The following is a 13,311-nucleotide window of genomic DNA, read 5'->3' as shown; positions in this document are numbered from 1 at the left end:
GCTGAGCCGCTTCGAGATCCTGGCGGGTGAAGTTGCGTAGCCCGAGGTCCAAGCTGTGTCTGGCCGTCGACTGCTTGAGAACATCTGCATGCCGCTCGAAGCCAACCAAGATACTGAAGCCGTTCGTAGGGGCGATGATCAACGTTGCTATCTGCGTGCACCGACTGGCCGTTGGCATAGATCCGCTTTAACAGCTCGATGTCCTCGACGGTGGGGTGCATCCGCCCATCTCCAGTGAGTGTTCCTCATGCCGACACGCTAGCGCGGCGGGTCAAACCGGCCGCGTCGGCTCTCGAAGAGCTTCATCCAGTCGCCGGCTAACCGCAACCATGTTTCGGCTGCGTCTTGGCTGATCGCCTTTCGCTGGCTGTTCCTGGCACTCCTCCGCGTGCGGAAGCGCTTCGCGTCTTCTTCTCATGAGCTTGAGATAGCCCTACGTACGGATGGACGTCCAATGCCTCAGGGCGAGGCAACACCTCTCGGACTTGCGCAACGAAAATGCCGCAAGCGGAAGTCACTCGTACAAAGAACGGTCAGCTGCGGCGCTGTGACGAGGCTTGGCGAACTGTAGAATGGACAGCGGCCTTGCTTCGCCCCCGCCATTCAGAGATCACGCTGGCGCTAAAGGGACCGAACCCGGCCCTATAGCTCCGCCGCTGGGCGGTCCAACACAAACCGGACCTTCGAGGCGAGCGCCTCAAACGTGAAGGGCTTGGACAGGAGCTGGACGCCCCGGGTCCAGCCGCCCGTTGTGAACAATGGCGTTCCGCGAATAGCCGGTCGTGAACAGCACCTTCAAGTCCGGCCTGAGCCGCCGCGCCGCCGCAGCGAGGCGCCGTCCGTCCACTCCGTTGGGGAGCACGACATCCGTGAAGAGCAGGTCTATTGGGGCATCGCTCTCCAGAAGCTTCAGCGCCGCTGGGCCATCGCAGGCTTCGAGAACCTGATAGCCAAGCTCGGTGAGAACCCCCACCGAATAGCTCCGCAGGTCGTCGTGATCCTCGACCACGAGAACGGTCTCGTTTCCGCCGAGGCTGCGCACGATGGAAGGGGTCTCGATGTCCAAGCGCGCCGACTCGCCCAGCCTCGGCAAGTAGAGCTTCACCGTCGTGCCATGCCCCACTTCGGAATAGATGCGCACATGGCCGTTGCTCTGGCGGATGAAGCCATAGACTTGGCTCCGGCCAAGACCGGTGCCCTGTCCGACCGCCTTCGTCGTGAAGAATGGCTCGAACACGCGCTCGAGGGTCGCTGCGTCCATGCCGATCCCCGTGTCAGTCACCGCGATCATCACGTACTGCCCCGGGGCGACGGGCTCGGGGATGCTGGAGACGTAGTCCTCGTCAAGGAAGGTGTTTCCTGTTTCGATTGTGAGCCGGCCGCCTTCCGGCATGGCGTCGCGGGCGTTCACCGCCAGGTTCAGGATGGCGTTCTCGAGTTCGTTCACATCCGCCTGGCTCAACCACAGACCCGGAGCGGTCACCACCTCTAGCCCGATCTGTTCGCCAAGGGTGCGCGCCAGCATGTCTGCGAGGCCGGCTACGAGACGATTGGCATCTACCGGCTTTGGGTCGAGCGGCTGGCGTCGGGAGAACGCGAGGAGCCGGGCCGTGAGGGTGGCGGCGCGCTGGCTGGCTTGCATGGCCATTTCACGAGAACGGCGAAGCTGGCCGGCCAATGTCTGCTCGGTGACCGCGCCCAATCTACGCTCCATCTGCTCGAGGCTCCCGATGATCACCGTAAGCAGGTTGTTGAAATCGTGGGCAATGCCCCCGGTGAGTTGACCAACAGCCTCCATCTTCTGGGATTGACGCAGCGCCTCCTGCGCTTCATTGAGGCGCGCCTGCGCCGCCAATCGCTCGGTCACGTCGTAGACGAATTGATAGGCGCCGATGCGACGCCCCTCCTTATCGCGCAGGGTGTTGAATTTGATCTCGTAGTGGCGCCGGTTGAAGGCCGGATCCCCAAACGCCTCAATCACTGTAAATTCCTCACCTGAGAGAGCCCGCCCCCAAAGCGCTTCTAAGGCGGCTTGGTGGTCAGGACGGTCGGCCAGCAAATCCAGCATGCTCAAGCCGACCTTCGGCCGCCGGCCGTAAACCCGTTCGAACTCGTTAGCTGCAGCGCGGTTGACCGCGAGCCATCGATATTCGAGGTCCGCCACCATCACGATGGCGTCGGTATTCTCGACGATGTCGGCGAGCAGCCTGCGCTCGGCTAGAGCGACTTCGACGCGCTGCTCCAGAGTGTGGGCGAGGTCCGTTAGCTCGCGATTCAATCGCTCGGCTTCAGCGAGCGCGCCTTGCAGTTGGGCGGCCTGTTCGGCAAGGCGTCGGCGGGCTTGGTCGAGAGTGGCGGCGAGCGCGCTGGACTGCCGAGTCGCAAGCGTCGCCGCGGAGGCGGCGCCCCGGGCCGCAATCGCCTCGCACTCGGCCTGCAGAAGCCTGACGATGGGAACGAGGTGGTCGGAGAGCGTAGCTGCGCTCGTGCGTGGCTTCCCGCCGATCAATGCGATGACCGAGCCGTCATTGGCTACACAGGCGCGCGCTGTTCTTCGGCTGTGTCGATCGGGATAGTGGAGATCCATGATGAACTCGCCAGGATGCACGCAGGCGGCAAGGAAGGCGCGCCAGGTCGGTCCGCCAGGCAACGTGCGACAAAAGCCTGGCGCCGGCGTGATCGCGCCGCAGTCCGGATCGCGGACGAGGATCAACAGGGCTTCGGCACCCAGGGCCTTAGCCAGGGCTTCAGCGGCTTCGCCTCGGCCTTCGCGCTCGGAGAGGGCATTCGCCAGCCGTTGAGCCGTGGCTGGGTCAGCTGCTAGGCTGGGAGCAGACAAACGACAGCCGTGCAATTGTGGAAGCCCTGAAACTGCCCGTCCGCTCGGGCGATCTGGCCGTGGGTGTTGCAGCCTGTGAGGTCCACACCCTTCAACCGCTCCCGCACGGCAGTCAGCTCCCGCGCGAAGGCCTGGCCCATCCGCAGGCGCGTCGCCACGCAATCGAAGAAGAGGGCCGCCTGAGGCTTGTGGCCGCCGAGGGCCTGAAGCGCGGCGTCTGCCGCCTCTTGGGCGGCTTCGACGGTTGACTGATGGGTGCAGCGCATAATGCGCACGATCGAGTCCTGGGGGACTTCCGATGCGCAGACCACGGCCCCGTCTTCCAGAATCGCAATCGGCACCCGCAGCTTCTGGCTGCTCGCCGTATCGATGCCTAGGATGTTGTGCAGGAAGAAGGGGATCGGCGCGTCGGGATCGAGCTTCTGGCCGGTGTCCGCGGCATGCGCCTGGAACACCTCCGCGGCGGGCAGTCCGTTCAGGCTGATGAGCTTCGCGCCCTCGGCTTCGGTCACGCGATAGGGCGTGGTCGCCGGCTCCCACCCGTGGCTCACGCCGACCCCTATCGGTTTTTCGGAAATGATCTCCAGGGCTGCGGCCGCGTCCGCTAGTGCGGCACCATTGCAGAAAACCGTGGTCTTCTGAAACTGCGCGTTATCTCCCGCCCCGCCTCCGAAGAACTGGTATTGGCCCGCCGTAGCCAACGTGAGTTCATCCACGAGACGGTCGGCGTGGCCGGCCAGGGCGTCCGTCATCACGAGCGCGCTGCGGTGGCCGGGCTGTATATCCCGAAGCCCTTCGAACCCCGCCACCAGCTCTCGGGCGGCCTTAGCTGGGTCAGCGCTGATGTTGCGGCCGCAGCTCACCGCCACCGTGATGTCGTCACCGCCCAGCGCCAGCGCTGTCGCCATGCCCTCGCCCTGGATGTCGTTGGCGAACTCACCGGCCGAAGACGCGCCGACCACGGGCGCGCCGGTTCGCTCGCTAAGTCGCTTCAGCAAGACGTCGTGTTCGTAGGTCGGAGCGGCGAAGAGCACGATGGCCGCAGGTCGCGCCACACCAGTTGTGAGCTGCTCCAGGAGATCGTCCGCCGCTCTCATTGGATCAACTTCGCGGCTGACCGCAATCGCCGTCTGCATAGGCATCCCCCACTTCGGATCAAGAATAGCCAGGGTCCTCGAAGGCCCAAGCACAACATGACGCTCAATTCGGCCGTTGGTTCCACAAGAGCGGGCGCTGTCTGTACTCGATCTGCTACGTTCCAGCCCAAAAACGTGACTCGGTGTGGCTCAACCTCTGCCGCGGGACCGGGAGCACCCCGCGGAGTCGGTCTGTAGTCGCTCCGACAGCCGACGTTCACCTCTGACTACCGAAGGTAGCCTCGGCTGGCGGGCTTAGGAACGTGACAGAAGCGTTCGCAATTTTTCGTGCAATTGGTCTACGGAGAAGGGCTTGCCGATCGCGGGCGCATCTCTGAACTCCTCCTCCAAAGATGGTGCGCCATAGCCCGTGCTGAACAGGATGGGTATTCTTCGTTCACGCACGATACGAGCTACCGGGAAAACACGCTCTCCAGCCAGATTGACGTCAAGGAGTGCCAGATCGAAAGACGTGGTAGTCGCAAGCTCGCAAGCCTTTTTCACATCTGCGACGGAGGCCACGACTTTTAATCCCAATTCCTCGAGCATGTCCTCGATCATGAGCGCAACTAACGCTTCGTCTTCGACGAGGAGAACCCTGGCGCCGGACATTTCAGCCATTAGACGCCGAAAGCATAACGGGAAATGCCACGGTGCAGCGTGCGCCCTGCGGATCGAAGATCAAATCGAACTCCCCGGCAAGGTCGTTTTCCACACAGCGCTCCATCAGTCGTGTGCCGAATCCACGTCGCTTGGGCGGCGTAACAGGGGGACCTCCGCGCTCGAGCCATTCGCAAGCGAGCCTCCTTTGCGATCGCTCACCCTCCGCGATCCTCCAGGTGAGTGACACGGATCCATGCGGCTTGGAGAGTGCCCCATACTTCGTGGCATTGGTCAAGAGCTCGTTGAACACCATGGTGACGCTCAGCGCCGCCCGTGCGTCCAGGTTGACATCCGGCCCGCTCGTCGCGACCCGTCCGCCCGAGACCGGCCCGACGATATCATGGATTAGCTTTTCGAAAGGCGCGTCTTGCCAGTTTCGCATCGTGAGCAGATCATGCGCACGAGCAAGCGCCAGCAGCCTACCGGTGAACGTTGACACAAACTCATCCAGGTCGGCAGCATGCCGAGCAGTTTGGCTCGCGAGGGACTGCACCGTGGCGAGGGTGTTTTTCACCCGATGGTTCAGCTCGTCAATGAGCACCTTCTGGGCATTCTCCGCCCGCTTGCGCTCGCTGATGTCAACGAGCATGTTGATGGCGCCAACCAACTTTCCGGCCGCGTCGCGCAGAGGCGTCGGGTAGGGAATAAAGGGCACCCTTCTACCGTCAGGTCGCTCAGCAATCGCCTCGGCACCGCGGACGGGACGGTTTTCACGCAAAGCCACCGCCATCGGACATTCATTGTGCGGCAGAGGTGAGCCGTCAGGCCAGTAGAGTTTCCAGGTGACGCACCATTCGTCGCCTGGCTGCGGCGTCCTGCCCGCCATCTCGACTGCGGCCCTATTGAAGAAATTGATGCGCCCCTCAGCATCTGTCGTGTAGATCGCGGCGGGCAAAGCCTCCAGCAGATCGCGCATCCGCTGCTCTCCCTCGCGCAGACGATCCTCGAGCTGTTGGGTGGCAGTGACATCCTGGGCCACGCGCACGCCGTAGAGAAAGCGACCTTTCGAATTGCGCACGGAAGAGCTGAAAATATCAAGATGTCGCACGGATCCATCAGGCCGTAATACCCGCTTGCGAATGGCGTAGTTTGCGATGTCGCCGCGTACCTGCTGCGCGTACAGCTCGCCATCCTGCAACCGGTCATCGAGATCGGTGTAGTCGGAAAAAGTCATTCCGAGCAGTTCGTTGTGCGATCGTCCCGTTATTCGACAGAGGGCATCATTGACCCGCAAGAACCGGCCATTTTCATCAGTTTCCGAGATGCCGACGTTTGCGGCCTCATAGGTAGCCGCGAGCCGCGCTTCACTGGCTCGCCGCTGCTCTTCAGCAGCGCGCAATTGCGTCACATCGACTGTGAAGCAGCGCGTGTTGGTGAACTTGCCGTCCACGAATCGGCTGTTTGACGTAATTAGCACATGCCTCACTGAACCATCGCGCGCCCGCAACCGGGCCGGATAAGCTTCGAGCGCCTGCCCGCACGAGAGGCGCTGAAGGATGTCGCCAATCACCGGCGCGTCGGCATGAAACTCGGCAATGTGGCGGCCAATATACTCCTCGGGCCTGTACCCCAGCATATCCAGCTCGGCTTTGTTGGCGCGAAGGATAATTCCCTCCCCGCTTACGATATGCAGCCCAACGGCGCCGTTCTCGAAAAAGTCCTCCACATCCTGCGTTTTCCGGCGGACTTCCTCCTCGACCTGCTTGCGTCCGGTGATATCCTGAAAACAATTGATAGCGCCCTGGATACGACCGGAGTGGTCGCGCAGTGCGCGGATGTTGACCAATGCGGTAAAACGAGACCCGTCTGGCCGCGCCATGATGACTTCGGCATTGCGCGTGGGCGTGCCGAGACGAACGGCGGTCGCCATCGGACAATCGCAATGGGCAAGAGGGGTGCCGTCGAGCAGGTAGAGTTGATGGGAACCGCAGAAGCGTTCGGTCTTGGCAGCGCTGGGCGTCCGGCCCCACAATTCCAGCGCTTCGCTGTTGTAAGCGACCAGGAGCCCTTCAGCATCGCAAAGATAAACCGCCCCAGGAATGGCGTCGAGCGCGGCACTACCAGCCGCGACCAGCGCCTCGAACTCCGTGGGCCGGCGATGGATGGAGAGCGGAAATTCCTCGACATTGGACATAAAATACGTCTCTCGGGGCGAGAGGGGGCCCACGCGGGGCCATTCTGTTCGGGAATAAAATGGCGGGCTCCCCCGTTGGGCCGCCGAACCAGCCATAACGCATTAGAAGGCTGATGGTTCCCCTATATCCCACCTGGAGCCCCGCTTGGCCGTTAAGGGGCGCTGGTGCAGTGTCGGGAATCGTAGGGCTCGACGGATCCAGGGCTGCGCCTGTATTTCTCCATGAAGTTCCCTCCCTGAGAGTTCGGCGGCCCAAATTGGGTTCTGTTCTTGGCCGGAACCTAAGTTGAACGTTAGGCGTTGCGTGTCGGGCGCCGGCAGGCGCCGGGGCGCTCCGTTCGGGGAGATTCTTGTATGCGTCGCCGCATTAAGCAATCCATTTCGTTCAACCAGCGGCTCGCGGATGAAGCTGAAAGATTCCGGAAAGCCGCTGAAGAGTTGCCGCCCGGCACCGCGCGAGAGCTGCTGATGAAGCGGGTAAGGCAGGCTGAAGCGGCATTGCAAATCAATCAATGGCTGGCCACGCCAGGCGCAGCGCCACCGTCTGCGCTTGGGCAGCTGACAACAAAAGCGACGCGCGAAATCCGATGAAGCTGCTGACGGAGTATCTCGAGCGCGGCCAGTGAACTCGATTCCGCCTTCAAATCGCAGTTGCTCGAGCAAGCCGCCTCATATCGCAAGATCGCTGCAAAGCGAGCGAGGGAATACGGCCTACCGCCTCCAAGTCCACCGGGATAGTTTGCTGACCAGTGTTTCCGGGCGAGCCGAAGGACATTGGTAGGGCGGCGCTGCCGGCCATTACGCGGCTCTAGAATAGCGGATCTCAAGTCAATGTGGCAGTCGTCGCACTTCGGACGCACATCAACAAAGCTCGTATGAAACTGAGCTTCTGCTCGGGTATGTTTTTAACCCAGAATTGGCGAAGTGGACAAGGCGACCAGGCGACTTGCGCTACATGCCGCGCTTTCTGAAGCCAACATCAGGTCCGTAGCTTAGTCAGGGCAGCGGCAGACTAGGACGATCTGGCCAGTTAGATGTTCCATTTGTCCCCCGGTCTCCCTCCAGCATTGCTCGAGTGGGGTAGCGCTTGCTCCTGGTTCTCCCGCGCTCGTCGCGATTTTCTCAGGTCGACTTTCGCAACAAATCGCCGATTTTCTCCGCAATCATGATCGTTGGCCGTGGGCAGGCGCGGCATAATGGACGCATCCGCCACGTACAAGTTCGCGCTGCCAATCACTCGCCCCTCGGGATTGACCACCGCCGTGCGGTCGGCGGGATCGCCCATGCGGCACGTTCCGACCGGATGCCAAACGCCGAACACGCTCTGCCGCACGAAGGCTTCGAAGGCGCGGTCGTCCGCGAGCGTCGCCTGGAAGGCGGTGCCGTTGAGCAGCACCAGCCGGATCAGGAGCTGCGGGAGGCCGGCGGGCACGTCGAGCATCGGCCCGAGGATCGAGGCGACGATGCGGTTCGCGGTGCCATACTTGCTCAGGCGCTTGATGAGCGGGGAATAAGAGGCGGGAAGGAAATCGCCGGCCCAGGGATTGAGCTGCGGATGCACCACGAGCCTTGCCAGCAGCCGGACGGCTGCGACCAGCCGCTCAAGATCACGCGCGTCGGACAGCAGATTGAGATCGACGAGCGGATAGGCCTTCGGATCCGGGCTCGCCAGGGTGAGCGAGCCGCTCGAATACGGCCGGTTGCACAAGAGGAAATAGAGCCCGAGCCGCGTGCCCAGCGCGTGCCATCCGCCGCGGGTCGAAGCCGTGATGTACATATCGGACGTATCGCAGCCCGCGAGTCCCGACGAGAACCGCATGGCCGTGAAATTGGGGCGGCGCCACGCCAGCGGCAACCACAGCCCGCGGGATGATCGCGCAGATTGCGGCCGACGCCCGGCAGATCGACGGACGGGAATGCCCAGCGCTCGCAATGCAGCCCCTGAGCCGATGCCCGCTCGCATCAAGATCGCTGGCGATTGCAGCGCGCCTGCGGTGAGGAACACGCGGCCGGCAGTGACGGTGAGTGTCCACGCGCGCGACCACACGCCCGTCGCGCGGCGGCCTTCGAGCTGGAGCTGCTCGACCGTGCTGTCGTCCCAGATCTTCAGGTTTGGCCGCGCCCGCGTCGCTGGGTCGAGATAGCCGGCGGCGGCGGAGACACGCTGGTCGTCGCGGTTGGAGAAGCCGGCGGACAAATGCCGTCCTCGAATTCGGCGTTCTGGTCCTTCAGGAACGGCAAACCCGCTGACAGCGCTTCGCCCACGGCCTTGCCGAACTGCGGCACGGCCTCGCGCGATGCTACGGATCGGGATCGGGCCGCTCTTGCGTGCAGCGGGCCGCCGAAATCCAGATCGCTCTCGAGCTTGAGGAAATATGGCAGCACGTCGGTCCAGCCCCAGCCGCGCGCACCGAGCTCTGCCATTCGTCGTAGTCGCGCGGCAGGCCGCGATTCGCCGACTGCACGTTGATGCTGGAGCCGCCGCCCATCACCCGCCTCTGCTCATAGGCGCGGACGACCGGCTTGCCATCGGAATTACAGCCCGCCGCCGCCGACAGCCCCGGCCAGATCTACCTTGCCGCCGAAGAACAGCGGCACCGGATAGCTGTCGAGAATCTCCGCAGGCGTCGCTTCGGGCGGCGTGTCCATTCCGGCTTCGATCAGCAGCACGCGACGGCGCCCGTCGGCGGAAAGCCGATTGGCGAGCACGCAGCCCGCCGACCTACCGCCAACGATCACGTCGTCGAAATGCCGCCCGTCCATTCCCGTCCCTTCGCGCAATTCGATGGACCGGCGCGGCGGCTTGTGCGGTCGCGTCGTTTTTGCTCAGCGGAAGTTACCCTTGGTTTCGGGGATGACGATCGCCCCGATCAGGTAGATCACGAACACGCTGACCGCGAAATAAGCCAGCGACAGCGGGATCTGCGCCGGGCTGGCGCTCACCAGCGAGACGAAGGTGGCATCATGCCGCCCAGTGCAAAGCCGATATTCCAGGACAGGCCCGTGCCGCTCGCGCGCAGCGCGGTCGGGAAGCGCTCGTTCAGGATGATCAGCACCGGCGCATAGCCCGCATTGCCGATGAAGGCGATCGCAAGCGCAACAAGCGTAGCAGCACGCCGCGATACTCGCCGGAGAACACGTCCTTGACCGGCGCCTTTCGAGACCTTCGCCTGCTTGTTGCCCTGCTGGCGCTTGAGCTCCTTGAAGTACGGGGACTCCTCGAGGTTACGGAAGATGAACCAGCCGAGCAGAGAGCTCAAAAGTCCCGAGAAGAACATGAAGCGCCAGCCCGAGAACGGCCATCGAACACTTTGAGAACGCCTGGATCGGGCGACGCTGAATACGAACAAGCGGTGCCTGAGGGAGAGAAGTTCGAGACCATTCTTGTCGTGGAAGATGACGCAGACTTGCGCTTATGTGTCAGACGCGCGGGGGGATCTCAGCTACCGCGTTATTCCGCTCCAAGTGCCCAGTCAGCTTTGACAGCGGTGCTGCAGGACACCCCTCGCATCTTGATCTTCTCCTAACTGGTTCCTAACTGATGTCGTCATGCCCGGGATCAATGGCCGCGAGCTAGGCAAACGAGCTCTCCAGATCCGCCCCCGTCTAAAGATCCTCTACATGAGGGGGTACTCCCGTAACGCGGTGGTCCACCAGGCCGGCTCGAAAAGGGGGTGGACTGGTTGGAAAGCGCATATCTCTGGCAAAGCTTGCGCTTCGAGCGCGCGAGATGCTGGGTCGGAAGGTATCCAGCTAGGTCGGTTTGGCTTATGCTCTTTGAGGGTGTTGTTACATCATCGATGGCTCCTCACTTCGCGCTTTTCCTTTGTTTCGCGCCTGGCGGTCGTTCCTTCGTCCGGGCCTGCGCGCGCAAACACGCCCCGCGCAAGGGGCCGTCAAGGCCGGCCGTCGTGCTGTCCTGACGTCATGTTCTGCTGCCGCCAGGCTGCGCGAACGGCCCCGCGCACGGCGCGAGGATCAAGCAGGTCGGGACGCCGTCTCCTCCGTGCTGACGCACGCGAAGGCGTGTCCCTTGTTTAGGACCGCCCAGGCGATCCGGGCGAGCTAACGTTCCGTTGAGCGTCCCATAAGCGCCGATCGGCAGGTTCGCGAAGACGGGCCCGGCTCTGGTGTCATCGGGCCTTTGTCCAGCCGTCGAACCCTCGGACTGTATTTCTCAAGCGATGAGGGACCTACGCGCCTACGCGGCTTGCCATCTCTTTGCCACGTTAGCGCTGATGGCCCAAGCCAACTCCAAGACTACGCGCCTTTTGCCTCAACGAACCCTCTGATCGCTTCATCAGCTTAGAAACTTTGGCCACCGGCGTGCGAGCCTTGGAATGTGCCTTGATTAGCCTGACATCGTCCTTGGTGTACTCTTTGCGCTTGCTCTTGGTCGCTTTTGCCACTTGGTGCTCTCCAACTTGATCGCACGCGGGGTTAAAGTGCTCATGTGAATCCGTCAAGCCAGGATGATCTTCATGGCGCACTCAGATCGCAATTGATGGTTTGTGCCCCAGGCAGCATGTGAGGACTTCGATTCCCAACGGAGTGTGGTTACATTTCGTGATTGAACCTCTTAACTCTGCCATCGACCAACTTTCTATATTCAAAAAATTATGAGGCGTACGATGTCACCTTCAGAAGAAGAAGACGATCGGCGCGAGTTTTTAGAGGCTTGCGGCAGGTTCGCCTCCGTAACACCTCCGGCCATTACAGCGTTGCTTTCGACCTCACTTAGTAGCGGCGCAATTGCGCGCTCCGACGGCCGGCGCGGTGTATCCTTGATCACTGCCGCTGAGAACCGGAGGCCGCGAGAAGCACCCTCAGAAGCGGCGCAAGAATCCAGGGTCACCGCTCCCACTCAGGCTGCTCCACAGACTTAGCGAAGGAGGCGCTTGCAAGCTGCTGGACTCCGCTGCTGACTTGCCCCACGCCGCTGTCGCTTTGCGCCCGCCTGCCCGCTCCCGGGGACCCGATCCTCCATCGGCACGAAATCGCGAGAGGTAATTTGGGGCGTTCGGATCATGGCGCGAAGACTCTCGCGCGCTGCCCTACCGCTGCGGCCACATGATCCGGCTATCCCCCGGCCGAGGTCGACCAATGCCCGGACGATGTCCGCCTCTCCGGTTTCGGGCCGAAATTCACCTGCACCACATGCGCGGCGCCGACGCATGGCCGGATTTTGAGGGACCGAGGATCGACGCGGGCGATTGAGGCTGGGACGCTGGGACTGACGGTGGATAAGGCGAACGGGCCGCCGCAACCGGCACGGTGGCTCCTTCCAGCCAGGGCAGGAGTGACAACCGCAGACCCCGCGAGGAAGCTCATCCATGCGGCGCCGAATAACGCACCGGCGGACCGCGCTGGCGGACTGAGCGGCGGGGTTAAGCGGGCGCACCCGGTGTTTCACTGGCAATGCTCGAGATGAGTCTCATTCTGACGATCGGGGAGCCGTCGTTGGGGTGCGTTAGTGGCGCTCTTCGAGATCTTGCCGTCGATCGCGGCGCCGCGACCTGAGGCGCTTGCCACCAGAGAAATCACTGGAGGCCGCGGCGCGTACCCCCCGAACGACGTCTGAGTAGCGGATTTTTCTGCGGCCGCGATTCTTTCCACTCGGCGGGTTTCGCCGCGCAGCTCCTGACACTGGCCAAGATCTTCCGGTCTTCAACCCAAACGATTTTTGGTCGACTTGGCCGCGGGAGCCCCATAGTCCTCGCCCGCTTTGGGCCAGCTCGCGATATGGCCCGGCTAGTTGAAGCAGCTGAATTTCAACGCTGAATCCGGTTCGCTGATCGCCAGATTTAGCTGGACCGCGCGCTCAAGATAGTCGGTCAGAAACTTCATGAGATGGCCTTTTCGCCGTGCCAGCTGCCTGCCCAAGTGCAGTAGGCGGCGCTACCCCTGGTGCGGCCAACCAGTCATTGATTTGCAAAGCAGCCTCAGCCTGCCTGACGCGCTTCATTAGAAGGTCTCGCTGAGTACCGCCAACAACTGTTCGGCGGCTTCCCGAAACTTGGCAGCTTTCTAAATGAGACGCTGCTTAAACGAGCTAATAACAGGAATTGCCGTTTTGCGAGCGCGTGAGATCGATCCTGCAGGTTGTCCTGAATAGGTCTGCCGCGAACTGCCGATCGCCTGGCAAGATTACCGAGACGTTTTGACCGCTACTGATTACTGGGCAACGGCCGAAAATTGGGACGCCACCGCACGCTGAAGGCGTAGCTAAGAGCTGACCAACTCCTTTGGCGTTCTGGACAAGCCTATCTGACGCAATCGTCCGGCGGTCTTTTTCCCGTGAAGCGGTCAGTCATCCAATTTACCGCCGCCATCGCGCTCGCCTGGGCTGCGCGTCCGTGGCCGATACCGGGCAACATCACCATCCTGACCTTGCTGCCGGCTTTGCACAACTTGTCCATGTAGGCCTGCGTGACCGCGGGCTGGATGACCTGGTCGTTGGCCCCCTGCGCAAGAAAGATGGGGATCTCAGGGGAGAGCACCCTGGTGCTGTTCTGTTCGAGAAGCGATCGCCAAGGTTC

General features: G+C 62.3%; 10 protein-coding genes and 1 pseudogene. 1 reads left to right on the top strand and 10 read right to left on the bottom strand.

Annotated features, from left to right (window positions below; translation table 11 throughout):
• The 5 genes and pseudogenes from IVA91_RS02480 to IVA91_RS02460 form a co-directional block, all read right to left on the bottom strand.
• A pseudogene (locus tag IVA91_RS02480) lies at positions 1–97 on the bottom strand (CopG family transcriptional regulator); the annotation flags it as partial.
• Positions 98–697: 600 nt separating this feature from the next.
• Complete coding sequence (locus IVA91_RS02475) at positions 698–2,713, bottom strand: PAS domain-containing sensor histidine kinase (RefSeq protein WP_247458321.1); 2,016 nt, start codon at positions 2,711–2,713, stop codon at positions 698–700.
• A 107-nt stretch (positions 2,714–2,820) separates the two neighbouring features.
• Positions 2,821–3,975, bottom strand: a complete 1,155-nt coding sequence (locus IVA91_RS02470) for an FIST N-terminal domain-containing protein (protein ID WP_247279933.1) — start codon at positions 3,973–3,975, stop codon at positions 2,821–2,823.
• A 255-nt stretch (positions 3,976–4,230) separates the two neighbouring features.
• Positions 4,231–4,596 (bottom strand): response regulator, encoded by a 366-nt coding sequence (locus tag IVA91_RS02465; protein ID WP_247279932.1) that lies wholly within the window; start codon positions 4,594–4,596, stop codon positions 4,231–4,233.
• Positions 4,589–6,772, bottom strand: coding sequence for a PAS domain S-box protein (locus tag IVA91_RS02460; RefSeq protein ID WP_247279931.1), 2,184 nt, complete (start codon positions 6,770–6,772; stop codon positions 4,589–4,591). The genes IVA91_RS02465 and IVA91_RS02460 overlap by 8 nt, the downstream gene beginning before the upstream one ends.
• Positions 6,773–7,126: 354 nt before the next feature.
• Between IVA91_RS02460 and IVA91_RS02455 the strand changes: the two genes are divergently transcribed.
• The gene (locus IVA91_RS02455) at positions 7,127–7,363 is read left to right on the top strand and encodes a hypothetical protein (protein WP_247279930.1); all 237 of its coding nucleotides are present in this window, start codon (positions 7,127–7,129) and stop codon (positions 7,361–7,363) included.
• A gap of 439 nt (positions 7,364–7,802) precedes the next feature.
• Here the strand turns inward: IVA91_RS02455 and IVA91_RS02450 are convergent, their stop codons facing one another.
• The 5 genes from IVA91_RS02450 to IVA91_RS02440 all read right to left on the bottom strand — a co-directional run.
• Positions 7,803–8,969: a GMC oxidoreductase gene (locus IVA91_RS02450; protein WP_346015462.1), complete on the bottom strand. Its 1,167-nt coding sequence runs from the start codon at positions 8,967–8,969 to the stop codon at positions 7,803–7,805.
• Entirely contained in the window at positions 8,879–9,196 is a 318-nt protein-coding gene (locus tag IVA91_RS37055; protein ID WP_247279927.1) for a hypothetical protein, read from the bottom strand. The genes IVA91_RS02450 and IVA91_RS37055 overlap by 91 nt, the downstream gene beginning before the upstream one ends.
• 111 nt (positions 9,197–9,307) lie before the next feature.
• Entirely contained in the window at positions 9,308–9,535 is a 228-nt protein-coding gene (locus tag IVA91_RS37050) for a GMC family oxidoreductase N-terminal domain-containing protein (protein WP_247279926.1), read from the bottom strand.
• Positions 9,536–9,711: 176 nt separating this feature from the next.
• On the bottom strand, positions 9,712–10,050 hold the full coding sequence (locus tag IVA91_RS02445) for a hypothetical protein (protein WP_247279925.1): 339 nt from the start codon (positions 10,048–10,050) through the stop codon (positions 9,712–9,714).
• Between the two features lie 2,985 nt (positions 10,051–13,035).
• On the bottom strand, positions 13,036–13,311 hold a 276-nt coding region (locus tag IVA91_RS02440; protein WP_247419077.1), incomplete at its 5' end, for a lipase family protein.

The organism is Bradyrhizobium sp. 153, from assembly GCF_023073835.1.
In the GTDB taxonomy this organism is placed as follows: Bacteria; Pseudomonadota; Alphaproteobacteria; order Rhizobiales; family Xanthobacteraceae; genus Bradyrhizobium.
Note: the sequence above shows the minus strand (reverse complement) of the source record. Positions and strands in the feature narration are given on the sequence as shown.